This window comes from Mycoplasmopsis pulmonis, from assembly GCF_900660575.1.
Taxonomy (GTDB): domain Bacteria; phylum Bacillota_I; class Bacilli_A; order Mycoplasmatales; family Metamycoplasmataceae; genus Mycoplasmopsis_B; species Mycoplasmopsis_B pulmonis.
This window is the reverse complement of the sequence record NZ_LR215008.1, coordinates 796,544-814,658: the sequence shown is the minus strand read 5'-3', so window position 1 is coordinate 814,658 and position 18,115 is coordinate 796,544. Positions and strand designations below refer to the sequence as shown.

8 protein-coding genes, 1 tRNA gene, 2 rRNA genes, 1 other RNA gene and 1 pseudogene are annotated in these 18,115 nt (G+C 30.1%); 11 read left to right on the top strand and 2 right to left on the bottom strand.

Going from position 1 to position 18,115, the window contains the following annotated elements:
- Positions 1-130: 130 nt before the first annotated feature.
- From EXC36_RS04110 to EXC36_RS03415, 3 genes and pseudogenes are all read left to right on the top strand, one after another.
- Positions 131-1,477, top strand: a pseudogene (locus tag EXC36_RS04110) (DEAD/DEAH box helicase family protein); the annotation flags it as partial.
- 188 nt (positions 1,478-1,665) lie between these two features.
- Positions 1,666-3,090, top strand: coding sequence for a type I restriction enzyme subunit R domain-containing protein (locus EXC36_RS04120; RefSeq protein ID WP_408634250.1), 1,425 nt, complete (start codon positions 1,666-1,668; stop codon positions 3,088-3,090).
- Positions 3,091-3,093: 3 nt separating this feature from the next.
- Positions 3,094-4,656 (top strand): type I restriction-modification system subunit M, encoded by a 1,563-nt coding sequence (locus EXC36_RS03415; protein WP_129690427.1) that lies wholly within the window; start codon positions 3,094-3,096, stop codon positions 4,654-4,656.
- A 44-nt stretch (positions 4,657-4,700) separates the two neighbouring features.
- Here EXC36_RS03415 and EXC36_RS03410 read toward each other — a convergent pair whose 3' ends face one another.
- A complete protein-coding gene (locus EXC36_RS03410) occupies positions 4,701-5,702 on the bottom strand; it encodes a restriction endonuclease subunit S (protein WP_129690425.1) in 1,002 nt (333 codons plus the stop codon).
- Positions 5,703-5,750: 48 nt separating this feature from the next.
- The gene (polC, locus tag EXC36_RS03405) at positions 5,751-10,058 is read right to left on the bottom strand and encodes a DNA polymerase III subunit alpha (RefSeq protein WP_010925476.1); all 4,308 of its coding nucleotides are present in this window, start codon (positions 10,056-10,058) and stop codon (positions 5,751-5,753) included.
- A 63-nt stretch (positions 10,059-10,121) separates the two neighbouring features.
- On the opposite strand from polC, the gene ffs reads away from it, so the two are divergent.
- The 8 genes from ffs (at position 10,122) to EXC36_RS03365 (ending at position 18,111) form a co-directional block, all read left to right on the top strand.
- Positions 10,122-10,218, top strand: an RNA gene (gene ffs / locus EXC36_RS03400) — signal recognition particle sRNA small type.
- Between the two features lie 54 nt (positions 10,219-10,272).
- Positions 10,273-10,349: transfer RNA gene (locus tag EXC36_RS03395), tRNA-Arg, on the top strand.
- 72 nt (positions 10,350-10,421) lie between these two features.
- Positions 10,422-11,543 (top strand): signal recognition particle-docking protein FtsY, encoded by a 1,122-nt coding sequence (gene ftsY, locus EXC36_RS03390; RefSeq protein ID WP_010925475.1) that lies wholly within the window; start codon positions 10,422-10,424, stop codon positions 11,541-11,543.
- Complete coding sequence (locus EXC36_RS03385; protein WP_041364208.1) at positions 11,530-11,760, top strand: sigma factor-like helix-turn-helix DNA-binding protein; 231 nt, start codon at positions 11,530-11,532, stop codon at positions 11,758-11,760. Before ftsY ends, EXC36_RS03385 begins: the two co-directional genes overlap by 14 nt.
- A 74-nt stretch (positions 11,761-11,834) precedes the next feature.
- Positions 11,835-12,173 (top strand): 30S ribosome-binding factor RbfA, encoded by a 339-nt coding sequence (gene rbfA, locus EXC36_RS03380; RefSeq protein ID WP_010925473.1) that lies wholly within the window; start codon positions 11,835-11,837, stop codon positions 12,171-12,173.
- A gap of 38 nt (positions 12,174-12,211) precedes the next feature.
- Positions 12,212-13,024, top strand: coding sequence for a TIGR00282 family metallophosphoesterase (locus EXC36_RS03375; protein WP_010925472.1), 813 nt, complete (start codon positions 12,212-12,214; stop codon positions 13,022-13,024).
- A gap of 373 nt (positions 13,025-13,397) precedes the next feature.
- Positions 13,398-14,922, top strand: a 16S ribosomal RNA gene (locus EXC36_RS03370).
- Positions 14,923-15,211: 289 nt separating this feature from the next.
- Positions 15,212-18,111 (top strand): 23S ribosomal RNA (locus EXC36_RS03365).
- The 16S and 23S rRNA genes sit together here, the layout of an rRNA operon.
- Positions 18,112-18,115: the final 4 nt, after the last annotated feature.

The window sequence follows — 18,115 nt, the reverse complement described above, 5'->3', positions numbered from 1 at the left end:
ACTCAAAGTGCAATATTAGGTATTATTGAACCATTGCATAAAAAAATTAATCTTTTAAAACAAAAGAAAAAATTGCTTGAAAAAAGATTTATATACTATCAAAATCACTTAATCAAGGAGAAAATCAAAGATGAGTAGAAATGAACTTCTTTATGAAAAAGAATTTGTAGATGACTTGGTTAAAAATCAAAAATATGTAAAATTAGATATTAAAAATGAAGAGAAAATATTTGAATTAATTTTGGAAAATATAAGTAGACTCAATAACATAGAATTAACTGAACAAAATATTTTGGATATAAGAAGAGAATTACTTTCAAACAATTCTGCATCTTCTTATCGATTTGCTCAGTATTTATGAGGTTTTGATACTGTTAAAATTTATAAAAATGATGGTCCAAAAAAAATACGCCTAAAGTTCGTTGATTGAGAAAATTGAGCTAATAATGAATTCTATGTTTTGCAACAATTTCCTACAAGAGATGCAAAAAACAACATGGGTAAAAGATTTGATTCGCTGATCTTAATCAATGGATTTCCCTTAATACTTTTTGAATTTAAAGACAAAAGTGAAAATATTAATAAAGCAATAAATCAAATAGATGAATCATATAGAGGTAGTGTTTTAAATAAAGGTATTTTTAGATTTATTCAAATTTTGATAGGTTCAAATTTTGAAGAAGTTAAGTTTTTAGCAAATAACAAAAGAACAAATAATAATAAGATTCTTTCATTCAAATGAACTTCTGAAAATGGTGGTTCTTCAAAAGAGCTCATAAAAGATTTTTTAAACAAAAATGCTTTAGAAGAATATCTAAAAAATTATGTAGTTTTTCAAAGATCAAAAGATGATGAAAAAATTATTTTACTTAGACCATATCAACAAAGAGCAATCAAAAAAGCAATAAACTTTGTTGAAAAACAACTAAAAACTAATTTAGATGCTAAGCATAATTTAAACAATGCATATATATGGCATACAGCAGGAAGTGGTAAAACTTAACTTCATATAAAATAGCTGAAATATTATCTAAAAATGCCGACATTGATCATGTTGTTTTTTTAGTTGATCGTAATGATTTAAATGATCAAACATCTCAAACATTTCAAAAACTTATGTCAAGTTCTAAAAATGAAAAAATTGATTTTTTAAATCAAGACACTTCAAAGGACTTATATGAGATTTTTCTTAAAAAAGAAAAATTAATTATAACTACTATTCAGAAATTAAATAATGTTTTATCTTCTTATAAAAATGAAAAAATTGAATTTTTAACTAATAAAAAATTTGTTTTTATTATTGATGAGTGTCATCGTTCTAATGCTGGGTTAATGGGAAAAAGAATTAAAGATTATTTGAATAATAGCATCATTATAGGTTTTTCAGGAACTCCAATATTTGAAGAAAATAATGATAGAGAAACTCAAAAAATCTTCGGAAATGAAATTGACTCATATAACATGAAAGATGCAATTTTAGATAAAAATGTTCTTGGATTTAAAGTAGTTAATTACTACCAAGAAACACGAATTTTTCGAGAAAATAACAATTCTAATCTAGGAAAAATTAAGTCAATAATTAATGTTATCAAAAGTAAACATTTAGATTTTACAAATAATAGAAACTACAATTCAATAATAGCTTTTGATACAATCCAAGATGCTTTGACTTTCTATGATGAATTTTATAAAATGGATGTCGGTGATATTTTTGCAACTCCAATATTTAGTAGCTATTCAAATGAAGAAAAAAATGAAGAGTTTTTCAATTTAAAAGAACATAAAGAAAAAATTTTAAAAAGATATGAAGAAAAATTTAATACTTCCTTTAAAGTTGAAGATTTTGACAAATATGTCAATGATGTTCAATGACGTTTTAAAGAATATAATAGTGAAAATAATAGCATTGATATAGTTATTGTAGTCGATATGTTATTAACAGGTTTTGACTCACCAAGAACCAACACTTTATATATAAACAAAGAATTAAAAAATCATAATTTAATTCAAGCTTTTTCTAGAACAAATAGATTAAGTGATTATTTAAAAAAGCGTGGAATAATTGTTAATTTTTCTCTTGAAGAACAATCAATCAATGATGCTTTTAAAATATATGCAAATAGTAGTGATAAAGAAATACAACAACTTGTTTATGGAGAAAAATATGAACAGGTAGTTGAAGATTTTATTAATTTTTGAAATAGTTTAAAAATCTCTTTTTCTAATATTTATGATGAGAAAAATAATGAGATTTTTAGAAATATTTCTTTAGAAAATAAGAAAAAATATTTAAAAAATCTTAGTCAAGTTTCAAATATTTTTTCTTCATTAAAAACTTTTAAAGAATATGGAAAAAATGAAAAAATTTCAGATTTTTCTTTGGAACAATTAAATCAATATCAAAAATGAGCAAATGAGATCAAAAAAAATTTATCTACTAATGAAAAAGAAAAAATAAGTTATGAAGTTTTAAACTCAATTGATATTAGCAATATTAAATTTGCTTATAAAGAAATGATAATTGATGAAATATATTTGGAAAATTTATTATTCTTTAATAAAAAAATTAGTAAATACCCAAATAATAGATTGACTTATGAAGATACATTAAGTGAAATAGATAAACATATTCAATTGATAAAAAATAATTACAATCAAGGAAAAATTAATCAAAAAGAATATGAAATATTCTTACTTTTAGTACAAAAATGAAAAAATGAAATAAAAAACTTTTTTATCAAAAAAGATAAATCCTTAGATGAAAAAGAATTTATAGATTATGGAAAAAGGATTTTGAAAAGTGTTTTTCAAAAAGTTAAAAATCAAATAGAAGCCATGTGACTTGAAAAAATTCTTAAAGAATATCATGGAATTAATAATGATCAAATACGCAAAGATTGAAAAAAAAGAATAAACGATAAAGATCTAGATGATATTGAAAAATCTGAATTTATAAAAAAATGATCAAGAAGATCTAAAGAAGTTGATAAGGATATTATTGATAAATTGTCCATTGAATATAAAGAAAGCATTGAGGCCTTTTTAGACTTTGAAATAAAAATGAATAAAATTATAGAAAGCAAAATTTAAAGTATGTCAAATAGTAAAGAATTAATAGCAGTAGTTAAAAAAATCTGTGATCAATTAAGATCAAAAATGGAAGTAACTGAATATAGAGATTACATAATGGGTTTTTTGTTTTTCAAATATCTTTCAGAACAATCTGAAAAAAACTTTGAAGAGTTTAAAGAAAGAGTTGATTATATTAAATATTCTGAATTTGATGAAAATCATGAACAGTTTAAAAAAATCAAGGAAATAATTATTCAAAATGATGATGATTTTTTTCTAGCTTATAAATATAGTTTTCAAAATGTTGTAGATATGATGAATCAAGGAAAAAATGTTATTCCTACAATTGAAGAATCTTTTAATAAAATTGAAAGTATTAACAGTGAATTAAATGATGAAAAAAAGGAGTTTTTCAAAGACCTTTTTACAAATATAGATTTTAGTAATAAAAATCTAGGAAACATTGATGAAGAAAAAGAAAAAACAATTCAACTTATTATTAAAGAAATAAATACTTTGAATTTATCAATGGATGAAGTAGATCACTTTGGTAATACATATGAATATTTATTATCAGAATTTGCTAGTGACACTGGTAAAAAAGCAGGAGAGTTTTATACTCCTAGTAAAGTTGCTGAACTTCTTGTAAAAATAATATCTCATGGAAAAAATAAAATTAATAAAGCCTATGATCCAGCTTGTGGTTCTGGTTCTTTGTTAATAAAACTAGCTAATAAAGTGGGAAAATATAACAAAATTTATGGTCAGGAAGTTAAAACAGCGACATACAATCTTGCAAGAATGAATTTCATATTAAGAGGAGTGCCTTTTTCTAAATTAGATCTTAGATCAGGAGATACTCTTATCAATCCATTACATATTGAAGAAGAAGGTTCATTTGATTGTATAGTGGCCAATCCTCCTTTTAGCCAAAAATGAAATCCAACTCAAGAACTATCCAAGGATAGAAGATATAATCCTTATCCATCTTTGGCACCAAAAAGCTATGCAGATTTTGCTTTTCTTCAACACATGCTTTTTCATGTAAATAAAGACAATGGAATTATTGCATCTGTTTTTTCACTAGGTATATTAAGTCGTAAAAGTCCTAAAGCTGAAGAGGATATAAGAAAATATATTATTGATAAAAATTACATTGATACTATTATTTTCCTTCCGCCAAACCTTTTTTATAATACAAGTATTGAAAGTTGTATTATTGTAGCTAGAAAAAACAAACCTACAAATGACAAGAGAATTTTCATGATTAATGCAACTAAAGAATTCCAAAATGCAAAAAAACAAAATACTTTATCTGATGAAAACATTAATAGAATTTTTAGTGCTTGAAAAGAAAAAAGAGAAGAGGAAAATTTCTCTAAATATATATCTTATGAAGACATTGTTAAAAATGAATATTCATTATCTATGAGATTTTATGATCTAGATAATTTTGATGAAGAAAGTGAAGATATTGACATTGATTTTGTTGAAAGTGAAATTGTAAAAATCAATGAAGAATTGCTTAAATATGAAAATGAGTTTAAAAAAAATCTAAATGAGTTTTTAAATAAGAAAAATTAATTCTAAAAACAAATGATTCATAAAATAACTTTTTTTAAAAGACTTTAAACATAATGAAAGTGTTCATTAATACCTAATATTGCACTTTGGGTTTTAAGAGTAGGAAGATCAACCTTAATTTTAACAATATCTCTAGGATATATATGCTTAATAACGCTGCCACTAAAAACTTGTTTTATATTTTTTTCCTTGCTTCTTAGTAAATAAAATAAATATTTTTCTAAAATCATATTTTCAACAGGTTGAATCAACATGGCAGATGCATTTATCGAAAAACAGTTACTTTGATAGAATATGTTTCCAACTGAGCCATCTTTTGAAATAGTGATACCTTTTTCATAGTCAAATGTATTTATATAACCATAAACTCCATTATTAAAAGATGAGCTAGAAATTACTGGATACACACCCTCATTTTTTTCTATGTAACTTTTTGTAAATTTAGGATTTCCTGAAACTATTTTTGTAATATCTCCAAGTTTATAATTTTTGAAAATTGAAGGATTAATTGATGCAAGTTTATTTAAAAAATAATTTAAATAATGTTGGAGACTTTTTTGCTCACTGAAAATCAATTCATCAAATGCATTTATTTGTTTTTCTAAAGGTTCAATAATCTTAATTATTGCACTTTGAATTTTTAAGTTAGGTAAATTAACTTCAAAATCATTTATGTTATAGTTTTTTAAATAACCATATGCAGAACCTATAGCCATATCATTGAATGTTTTTTCTTGTAACAATAATAAATAACTTAAAAATTTTGTCTTAACAATATTTTCATTAACTTTTAGAATAAAACAATTACTTGTTGTGGAAAACTTTTCATTTACATATTTAACTGTTCCTGCATATGCACCATGAGTGGTAATTAAAATATATTCACCATTAAAGTCATATGAATTGATTTTTCCAAATATACCTTGATCTTTTGTTTTTGAAGAGTACAAATTATAAATTCCGATATTTTGAGAAACATATTTTGCATTATATTTTGATTTGCCCTTTTCTAAATTTAATATCTGACCAAGTTTATAAATTTCCATTAATGAACAAAAAAAGAGTCAAAATATGACTCTTTAATTTTTCAAATTTTAGATTAGAAATATTTGATTTGTCTCTGGTATTTGTTCAAAAATACCCATTGATTTAAATTTTTCAACTAAGGTAGAATTAATTCCTGTTCTATTAATAAAATCTTCAACAGATAAAAATTCTTTTTCATTTCTAGAATCTACTATTTTTTGAGCTAAAGTTTCTCCAAGCCCATCAATAACATTAAAAGGAGGAATTAGACTTTTGCTGTTCTTATCTATGATTCAATCATTTGCCAAAGAAATCTTTAAGTTAATATTTTGGATATTAAATCCTCTTGCTTTCATTTCGTTTGCAATATATAAAGTAGGTAATGTATTTTTTTCTTTTGTTGTTAATTGATTATCATTTCTTAAGTTCTCGCGATATGCTAGTTCTTTGATTTTACTCTCAAGTGTTAGTTTGTCTTTTGACATAATTTCAATGTCAAAAAATTCAGTTCTTGTTGAAAAATAAGTTGCATAGTATTCCAAAGGATAATAAACTTTGTAAAAAGCAACTCTTCAAGCCATAAGAACATATGCAGTGGCATGTGCTTTAGGAAACATGTATTTAATTTTTTCCATACTTTCAATGTATCAATTTTCAATCCCATGTTCAATTAATTTTCTTTTTTGTTCAAGTGAAAGACCTTTACCTTTTCTTACTTGTTCCATTATAGTAAAAGATAAATCAATAGGAACTCCTTTTTTGATTAAATCAACCATGATGTCATCTCTACAAGAAATAACTTGATCAAGAGTTTTACCTAAACTTTGAATTATGTAATGAGCATTATTAATTCAAACGTCAGTTCCGTGAGAAAGCCCTGAAATAGAGACTAAATCTGCAAATGTTTTTGGCTTTGCTTCACTTAACATTTGACGAACAAAATTTGTTCCAAATTCAGGAATTCCTAGAGCACCTGTTTTTTCTCCTAGAATCTCTTCTGAGCTAATTCCAAGAGCTTTTGGTGAGGTAAAAATTGAAATTATTTTTTCATCTTTTTTAGGTATGTCTTTAACATTTACTCCAGTGAGTTTTTCCAACATTTTTAAAGCCGTTGGATCATCGTGACCAAGTATGTCTAATTTAAGAACATTGTCATGAATTGCATGGAAATCAAAGTGAGTTGTTTTTCATGAACTTTCGGTGTCATTTGCTGGAAAATTAACTGGAGTAAAATCTTCAACATCAAATTCTTTTGGAATGATGATTATTCCACCTGGATGTTGCCCTGTTGTTCTTTTTACTCCAGTTGATTTTTCGGTTAAAAAATCAACAAAATTATCACTATAATCAAGTGAGGCAGTTTCTAAATATTTCTTAATGTAACCATAAGCTGTTTTTTCAGCAACTGTTGAAATTGTTCCAGCTCTAAAAGTGTGTTTAGAACCAAAAAGTCTTTTTACTTCATCGTGAATTTTACCTTGATACTCACCAGAAAAATTAAGATCAATATCTGGAACTTTATCTGCTTTAAAACCTAAGAATGTTTCAAAAGGAATGGTTTGACCATCTTTATCTAAAAAGCTATTACACTTAGGGCATTTTTTATCATCTAAATCAAAGCCACTATTTGTCATTGGATCTTTTACAAGTTCAAAATATTGGCACTTTGAACATATATAGTGAGGAGCTAAAGGATTAACTTCAGTTATTCCAGAAAGTGTTGCCACTAATGAAGAACCAATTGATCCTCTTGAGCCTACAAGATAACCATCACTTAATGATTTTTGAACTAAGATACTACTTATTCAATAAATAACATCAAAACCATAATTTAAAATTGGTGTAAGCTCTTTTTCAATTCTTTGTTCAATAATTTCAGGGAGATTTTTTCCATATTTTTTTCATGCATTTTCATAAACAAGTTTTTTTAATTTAATGTGAGAATCATCAAATTTTGGTGTATAAAGTTTATCTTTGATAACTTGTATTTTTTCAATTTGTGAAGATATTAAATTTGGATTTTTAACAACAATTTCTTCTATTAATTCAGGATCATATAAAAATGAAAATTCTTGTTTCATCTCATTTGTAGTTTTATAAATTTGTTCTGGATAAAATGTATCCATATCTTTTTTAATAATAAAAAGAGGATGAAGAGAATTTTCAATACCAGTTGAATTTATATAAATTTCATGAATAATTTTTTGTCATTTTTCATTATAACGAGGCTCACCAATTGCGACAATAATTTTGTTTTTTTCTTTAGCTCATTTAATTAATTTTTGAAGTTGAATTTTAATTTGTTGATCACTAAATTTAGTAGTTCAAAAATGTGAAAAATTATTTGGTGAAGGAATTTCTATATAGTCATACTTATCAATTTCATTAAGCACATCTTCTTGAGTAGAAAAAAGCAATTTATCAATTAAAGGTGAATTTAATCCCCCTGAACCAATTAATAAATTTTTACTTCTTTTTATGTCTTCTCAAAACATCTTTGGATTAGCAAAATAATACTTGGTTAATACATCAGAGTTGATTTTAAAAAGTTCTTTTAATCCTGCTTGATTTTTAGCAATTATGGAGATATCTTTTGCAAACATTTTTGAATAAAACTTTTCGGATGAAAGTGAATTCAATTCTTTAAATAAGTTAATACCTTTTTCTTTTAAATGTGACATTTGTAAGATGAAAATATTGGTTAAAACTGAAGAGTCATAATCTGCTCTATGAGCAATAGAAGGATCATAAACAACAGATAATTTTGAAGCTACTTCTCCAAGACGATAGCTTCTATAAATTGGATTTAAAACCTTTGCAAGATTTAATGTATCAATGGATATCATCTCTTCAAATTCAATGTTGTTATCTATAAATTTTTGCTTTAAAAAATTATGGTCAAAAGCAGCGTTGTGTGCAACCATGATCCTTGCTTTAAAAATTGAAGAAATTTTTTCTAAAGCTTCTTGAAGTTCATATCCTTTTTCAAGATGTTCTTGAGTTATTCCTGTGAGTTTTGTAGTAAAAGAATCTAGCTTAGATTTTGGCTTAATAAAAAAATGATGTGTCTCAATAATACGACCATTTTTGATAACACTAGCTCCAAATTGAATTAGCTCATTTAACATAGGTGAAAGACCAGTTGTTTCAATGTCATAGACAACATATTCTTGATCTAAAATTTTGTAGTCAAAAAATTTATCTTTTAAAGGCTCAACAAAAATTTTGTTTCTTTTTGAAATAACACTTAAAGTCATTCCGTAAATAACTTTAAAGTCTTTGTCTTTATATGTTAAATTATGAAAATCAGGAAAAGCTTGCACTGAGTTGTGGTCTAAAATAGCAATGGAACTATGATTAAATTTTTTGGCTTGTTTAACAATATCTAAAGGAGATAAAATTCCATCCATTGTAGACATTTTTGATCTAAAAGAAAGTTCAATTCTTTTTTCTTTTTCATTGTCTTGTCTATCTTTGATTGGGCTTCGAATTTTCTCAATTTTTTCAATTTTGATAAATTGTTTTAAAGACATTTTTTCAAGTTGAATTTCACCACAAACATTCACTCAATCATTTATTTGAATTGAATCAAAAATTTCTTGATCTTTTTCTAAATATGAAAACTTTTGTGCTCTTGTTGCTTCTTGAAAATCAGTGATTGAAATTTTGAAAATTTTAGTTTTACTGTTTGTTGTAATTATCTCTTTTTTAAATACCATTCCAACAACACTTACAAACATTTCTTGAGTTTTGATTAGCTCTTTTAATGAAAGTTGAATATGTCTTTTTTTGTTGTAAAAATTTGATTTTTTAAAACTTTGGTTTTCTGAACTAGCTTGAGTTTTTACTTGTGAATTTATAGAAGAGACTAAAGGTTGATTATTTGTAATTTCTATTTGATTTAATTCAAGTTTAAGTAAAAAATTTTCAAAGCCAAAACTTTGCATCTTTTTGTTTGCAAATTCAACAAAATCTTTATATAAATCAAAGCTATGTTTACTATGAGCTGTTAAAAAAATTTTTCCATCAAGATTAACTTTTAAATCATCAATTCTAAATGTGTTTTTGAAGTCAAAATTTTTAAAAAAATGTTCAGCTATTCAATCTAAATATTTTTTAATTTCACTTTTTTCATAAAAAATATTTTCTATTTTAAAAAGTAATTTTTGTTCTTTGACTAGTTGATTTAAAAAGTTTTTAGTTTTTAAATAAAAGCTTTTAAAATCTTCAAATTTAGGAGTTTCTAGAAAATCAATTTCACAAGAAAAAAAACTTTTTTCCTCATCATGATAAGGATTTGCTATTTTGGTATTTTTAAGATACTCTGGAATGTCAAAGTTAATTTCTTGACAAAAATTCAAAAACGATTCTTGCATAGTGTATTTATATTAATACATTTAATTAAAAAACTTGGCCTATTTTGAAAAATTTCATTATAATTTCAATGCCTTTAGAACAATAACCTCATAACCCGGTCAGGACAGAAATGGAGCATCCGCATTGAGAAGTGTTGTGTCTTTAGGTCTTTTTATTTTTTATGGAATTTTTTAAATATTTTTTTAAAAAATGTTATAAAATAACTCATGGTTTGGTCGCGTAGCTCAGATGGACAGAGCACGAGCCTTCTAAGCTTGTGGTCAGAGGTTCGAATCCTCTCGTGATCGCCATTTTTTTTATTTTTTTAAAAAAATTAATAAATTAATTCATTTTATAATGCTTTTCTTTAAAATAGCAATACTATGGGATTTTTCAAAAATTTAAAAGATAGATTATTTAAACTAAAAACTAAAGAAGAGCTTGAAGAGCAAAAAAAAATTCTTGAAGAGGCTAAGTTAAAAGCTAAAGAAGAAAAAAAACTTCAAAAAATTCAAATTAAACTTGAAAAAGATCAAAAAAAGGAAATTGCTCAATTAGAAAGTGTTCAAAAATTTGTAACTGGACTTAACAAGAGTAATTCAAATTTTTCAAAAGCTATTTTAGAACTTCAAAATAATCATGTTAAATTAGATGATGATTTTTTTGAAGAGCTTGAAGAAATTTTGATTATGTCAGATATTTCTGCCAAGTTAGCACTTTTAATTATTGATGAAATCCAAAGAGAAGTTAAAATTCAAAATATAGATGATCCTAAAATTATTAGTGAAATTATCGTTGATAAAATGTTTTTAATTTATGCTAATAAATCTTTTATTGATATTAATTTAAATTATCAAGAGCAAAGAATGAATGTTTTTTTAATGGTAGGAGTTAATGGCTCGGGAAAAACTACATCCATAGCTAAAATTGCTAAAAGATATAAAGATTTACAAAAAAAAATCTTGATCATTGCAGGAGATACTTTTAGAGCAGCTGCTAGTGAGCAACTTGAAATTTGGGCCAATCGTGTTGGAGTGGAAATTTTTAAAGCAAGCCAAAAAAACCAAGAACCAGCCTCTGTTGTTTATCAAGGTCTTGAATATGCTAAAAACAATAACTTTGATTTAGTAATCATTGACACAGCTGGAAGATTGCAAAATAAAATTAATTTAATGAATGAGCTTGAAAAAATTAATAAAATTATTAACAAATTTATAGGTCGAAGTGTTGATGAATCATTATTAGTTATTGACGCTACCACTGGTCAAAATGGAGTTTCTCAAGCTAGAAGTTTTAAAGAAGTTACTAATTTAACAGGTATTGTTTTGACCAAAATGGATGGTACTTCTAAAGGTGGAATTGTTTTATCAATAAAAGATGAATTTGATTTAAATGTAAAATTAATTGGTCTTGGAGAAAAAATGGATGATCTAGTAGATTTTGACCTTGACTCTTTTATTTATGGAATGACCAAAGATTTAATTGAAAATTATGAAAAAAAGTAATGATTTAGTTGAAAATAGAGAAAAAATAATTGAACTTTTTGAAAAATTTGGCCTACTTCTTTCTAAGGGACAAAAATTAACTTTAGAATTATATTTAATAGAAGATCTTTCAATGAATGAAATAGCAGATGAACTTTCAATTTCTAAAAGTGCAGTTCATGATTCAATTAAAAAGGGAGTTCAAAAGCTTTTTGCAATTCAAGAGAAGTTAGAATAAGTTTTTAAGAAAAATCAAGTTTTTCCAAAACTAATCTTAGCTTTAAAAAATAATTTTATCTAAGTGAGGTTTTTATGCAAAATATTAAATTAGAAAAAAGAGAACAAGACATTTTAATTAATATTTCAAGAATTATTAGTGAAGAAGTTCAAAATTTAAAAGATGTTCTAACTACTGTTGTTGGAATTAAATTATCTAGTGATTTATCTCATTGCAATGTTTATGTAACTTTTTCTAAAAACTCAAAAAAGAACTTAGAAAGATTAAATCAAGCAAGCGGATATATTAAAAAACAGCTTTCATCAATTTTAAAATGAAGAAAAATTCCTTCTCTTCATTTTAAAATTGATGATACTTTTGAAAAAAGCTTAAAAATTGAACAAATCCTAGAAGAGATAAAAAAAGAAAAATAGCCTTATATTAAATAAAGTTATTAAAGAAAGCGTTTTGAATGTGTAATGATAAAAAAATAAGAGTCCTTTTTATAGGTGATATCTTTGGAAAACCGGGAATTCAATGTGTTGAAGAACACCTTGATTTGGTAAAGTCAAAATATAATATTGACTTTACCATTGCCCAAGCAGAAAATGTCTCTGGAAGAAAAGGCTTTGTAAAAAAAGATTATAAAAAACTTAAATCTATTGGAATTGACGTTTTTACTTTAGGAAATCATGTTTGAGCCAAAGATGACATTCACTCTATTATTGATAATGATGATGTAATTAGACCTTTAAATATTAATAATACTTATAGAGGTCATGGAACTCAGGTCTTTGATGTCAAAGGAGTGACTCTAAGAGTTACATCAATAATGGGAATTGCCTTTAATAGACTGCTTTCACCATGAAAAGAAGAATATGCTAATTCATTTTTCGATGCAATTGATAAAGTTTTACTAACAAATGAATCAGATCTTCATTTTATTGACTTCCATGCTGAAACAACTAGTGAAAAAAGTGTGCTTTCATTATATTTAGATGGAAAAGTTAATGCTCTTATTGGAACTCACACTCATGTTCAAACAAATGATGCAAGAACTTTACCATTAGGAACTGCATTTTTAACTGACGTTGGAATGACAGGACCTGCAAATAGTGCTGTTGGTGCTAACTATAATGAAGTTTATGAAAAAATGAGAAATAATTCAGACTTAAGATTTAGAGTTTCATCAAATCCAAGTCAATTCAATGCAGTTGTTTTAGAGCTTTCAACTAGAGAAAATAAAGTAATTTCACTTCTAAATATACAACCAGAAAAAAAATAAAAAATTTTTGAAAATTTTAAAAAAACTATGTTATTATGATTTAGCAACTTTTTGAAGAGGGCCCAAAAAAAGCCCATCATTTTCTAAAAAAATCTTTATTAAAGTTTTTAAAAAAATTTCAAAAAATTTTAGAAAATTTTAAAAAAATGTGCTATTATGACAGAGCAACTTTTTTAAAGAGGACTTAAAATAACAAGTCCCATTGTTTCTAAGAGACTTTTAAAATTTTAAAAAATTTATAAATTAATTTAGAAAAATTTAAAAATTATGCTATATTTGCATAGGTAATTTTTTATGAATGTTGCCAAACATTAAATTGAAAATAGTTCTTTCAAAACTGAATACTAGATTGTACAACAACACATAAGTCAATTTTTTTGAGAGTTTGATCCTGGCTCAGGATGAACGCTGGCTGTGTGCCTAATACATGCATGTCGAGCGGAGTATTAATTTATTAGTGCTTAGCGGCAAATGGGTGAGTAACACGTATTTAACCTACCTCAAAGACTGGGATAACAACAGGAAACTGTTGCTAATACCGGATATGTATTTAGATCGCATGATTTAGATATCAAAGGAGCGTTTGCTTCACTTTGAAATGGGAGTGCGTTACATTAGCTAGTTGGTAGGGTAATGGCCTACCAAGGCGATGATGTATAGCTGAGTTGAGAGACTGAACAGCCACACTGGGACTGAGATACGGCCCAGACTCCTACGGGAGGCAGCAGTAGGGAATTTTCCACAATGGACGAAAGTCTGATGGAGTGACACAGCGTGCAGGATGAAGGTCTTCGGATTGTAAACTGCTGTTATAAGGGAAGAAAAGCTTAGGGAGGAAATGCCCTAAGTATGACGGTACCTTGTCAGAAAGCACCGGCTAACTATGTGCCAGCAGCCGCGGTAATACATAGGGTGCAAGCGTTATCCGAAATTATTGGGTGTAAAGAGTTCGTAGGTTGTTTGTTAAGTCAGAAGTTAAATCCCGGGGCTCAACCCTGGCCCGCTTTTGATACTAGCAAACTAGAGTTATAAAGAGGTTAGTGGAATTCCTAGTGAAGCGGTGAAATGTGTAGATATTAGGAAGAACATCAATGGCGAAGGCAGCTAACTGGTTATGTACTGACACTGAGGAACGAAAGCGTGGGGAGCAAACAGGATTAGATACCCTGGTAGTCCACGCCGTAAACGATGATCATTAGCTGGTGGAATTTTTCACTAGCGCAGCTAACGCATTAAATGATCCACCTGAGTAGTATGCTCGCAAGAGTGAAACTTAAAGGAATTGACGGGGACCCGCACAAGCGGTGGAGCATGTGGTTTAATTTGACGATACGCGTAGAACCTTACCCACTCTTGACATCCTTCGCAAAGCTATAGAGATATAGTGGAGGTTAACGGAGTGACAGATGGTGCATGGTTGTCGTCAGCTCGTGTCGTGAGATGTTCGGTTAAGTCCTGCAACGAGCGCAACCCCTATCTTTAATTACTACATTAAGTTGAGGACTTTAAAGATACTGACCAAGCAATTGGTAGGAAGGTGGGGATGACGTCAAATCATCATGCCTCTTACGAGTGGGGCAACACACGTGCTACAATGGCCGGTACAAAGAGAAGCAAGATGGTGACATGGAGCAAATCTCAAAAAACCGGTCTCAGTTCGGATTGAAGTCTGCAACTCGACTTCATGAAGTTGGAATCGCTAGTAATCGTAGATCAGCTACGCTACGGTGAATACGTTCTCGGGTCTTGTACACACCGCCCGTCACACCATGGGAGCTGGTAATGCCCAAAGTCGGTTTAGCTAACCTCGGAGGCGACTGTCTAAGGCAGGACTGGTGACTGGGGTGAAGTCGTAACAAGGTATCCCTACGAGAACGTGGGGATGGATCACCTCCTTTCTACGGAGTACAAAACCATTTTTTTAGAATTGGCATTTTTCTATCAATAGTTATAGAAAGTCCTTATGTGTATCTTGCCAATTAGATATCTAGTATTCAGTTTTGAAAGTTCTATCTTTCAAAACAAATAGTTCTTTAAAAACTGAATAGCATATAAATTAATATGATAACGACATCAAAATGTAAAATTTTTGATCCGAGTCATTTTTTAACAATTTGTTAAAAAATAAAATAGATACCTTAAGATACACATCTAAAAAATAAATTTCAACAATAGGAAATAAATTACTTTTAAATAAAGAAGAGTTTGTAGTGGATGCCTTGGGTCTGGAAGTCGAAGAAGGACGTGATTACCTGCGATAAGCCTCGTTTAGTTGGATATAAACTTTGAGACGGGGATTTCCGAATGGGGAAACCTAACTAGATTAATCTCTAGTTGCCCACTTTTGAATATATAGAAAGTGTGAGCGAGACACCTTGTGAATTGAAACATCTTAGTAGCAAGAGGAAAAGAAAATAAATAATGATTCTGTTAGTAGTGGCGAGCGAAAGCAGAAGAGCCCAAACCGTATTTATACGGGGTTGTAGGACAGTCTACATAGAGTTACAAAGATTATGTATAGTAGAAAAAGCTGGGAAGCTTTGACATAGAGGGTGATATCCCCGTATACGAAATGCATAATTCTCTTGACTGCATCCTGAGTAGGGCGGGGCACGTGAAACCCTGTCTGAATCTGCCGGGACCATCCGGTAAGGCTAAATACTAACCAGACACCGATAGTGAACTAGTACCGTGAGGGAAAGGTGAAAAGAACCCCGGGAGGGGAGTGAAATAGATTCTGAAACTACTTACTTACAATTAGTCAGAGCACGTTAATGTGTGATGGCGTACATCTTGCAGTATGGACCGGCGAGTTATGTTAACATGCGAGGTTAAGTGGATAAAAGCGGAGCCGAAGAGAAATCGAGTCTGAATAGGGCGAATTAGTATGTTGACATAGACCCGAAACCAGGTGATCTATTCATGAGCAGGTTGAAGCTTAGGTAATACTAAGTGGAGGACCGAACCGTAGTACGCTGAAAAGTGCCCGGATGACTTGTGAATAGCGGTGAAATTCCAATCGAACCTGGATATAGCTGGTTCTCCTCGAAATAGCTTTAGGGCTAGCGTGTGATGTTAAACTTTGGTGGTAGAGCACTGAATATGGAATGGCGGCGCCTAGCTGTACTGACTATAATCAAACTCCGAATACCATTGTGTATTATCATGCAGTCGGAACATCGGTGATAACGTCGATGCTCGCGAGGGTAACAACCCAGATCGTCAGCTAAGGTCCCAAAATTTATGTTAAGTGATAAAGGTTGTGAGGTTTCTCAAACAACTAGGAAGTTGGCTTAGAAGCAGCCATCTTTTAAAGAGTGCGTAATAGCTCACTAGTCAAGAGACCTTGCGCCGACAATGTAACGGGACTAAACATAATACCGAAGCTACGGGCATTATTAAATGCGTTAGAGGAGCGTTCTAAGGACGGCGAAGCTAAACCGTGAGGATTAGTGGAGTGCTTAGAAGTGAGAATGCCGGTATGAGTAACGATTCAGAGTGAGAATCTCTGACGCCTATTGGGAAAGGTTTCCTGGGGAAGGTTCGTCCACCCAGGGTTAGTCGGGTCCTAAGATCAGGCTGAAAAGCGTAGTCGATGGATAACAGGTTAATATTCCTGTACTTCCGATAGTAAGTGATGGAGTGACGGAGAAGGATAATTCTACCAATTAATGGATTTTGGGGCAAGGAAATGAGGGGTCAATGTAGGCAAATCCGCATTGTTTAACCTTGAGTTCTGATGCATAGGGAAAGTTTCGACAATTACCGAATTGAATGATTTCACGCTTCCAAGAAAAGCTTCTAAACGTTATAAAACTATAGGAACCCGTACCGAGAACGGACACACGTTCCCAAGATGAGTATTCTAAGGCGAGCGAGAAAACCAATGTTAAGGAACTCTGCAAATTCACCCCGTAAGTTCGCGAGAAGGGGGGCCATTCTTTGAATGGCAACATTAAATTGTGAGGGGCAACTGTTTATCAAAAACACAGCTCTCTGCTAAGTCGCAAGACGATGTATAGGGGGTGAAGTCTGCCCAGTGCCCGAAGGTTAAGTGGAGCTGTTAGCTTACGCAAAGCAGCAAAATGAAGCCCGGGTGAACGGCGGCTGTAACTATAACGGTCCTAAGGTAGCGAAATTCCTTGTCGGCTAAATACTGACCTGCACGAAAGACGCAATGATCTCTCAACTGTCTCAACATTGGACTCGGTGAAATTATGGTTCCAGTGAAAACGCTGGATACCCGCATCAAAACGAAAAGACCCCGTGGAGCTTTACTACAACTTCGTATTGGAATTTGGTTTAACATGTGTAGGATAGGTGGGAGATGGAGAAGCGGAGACGCTAGTTTCTGTGGAATCAACCTTGAAATACCACCCTTGTTAAATTGAGTTTCTAACCTATGACCGTCATCCGGTCAGGAGACAGTGCGTGGTGGGTAGTTTGACTGGGGCGGTCGCCTCCCAAAAGGTAACGGAGGCGTTCAAAGCTACACTCAATATGGTCAGAAACCATATGTAGAGCGCAAAGGTAAAAGTGTGGTTGACTGTGAGACCTACAAGTCGAGCAGGTGCGAAAGCAGGACTTAGTGATCCGGCAGTTCATTATGGAATGGCTGTCGCTCAACGGATAAAAGCTACCCCGGGGATAACAGGGTTATCTTCCCCAAGAGATCACATCGACGGGAAGGTTTGCCACCTCGATGTCGGCTCATCGCATCCTGGAGCTGGAGTTGGTTCCAAGGGTTTGGCTGTTCGCCAATTAAAGCGGTACGCGAGCTGGGTTCAGAACGTCGTGAGACAGTTCGGTCCCTATTTGATGTGGGCGTTGGAATATTGATGAGAGCTGCTCTTAGTACGAGAGGACCGGAGTGGACGTACCACTGGTGCTCCAGTTGTTTCGCCAGAAGCATAGCTGGGTAGCTAAGTACGGAAAGGATAACCGCTGAAAGCATCTAAGCGGGAAGCCTCCTCAAAGATGAGTATTCCCTTGAAATTCCTTGTAGACTACGAGGTTGATAGGCCAGAGGTGTAAGTGTAGTAATACATTCAGCTGACTGGTACTAATAAATTGATAGGTTTAAAAGTATTG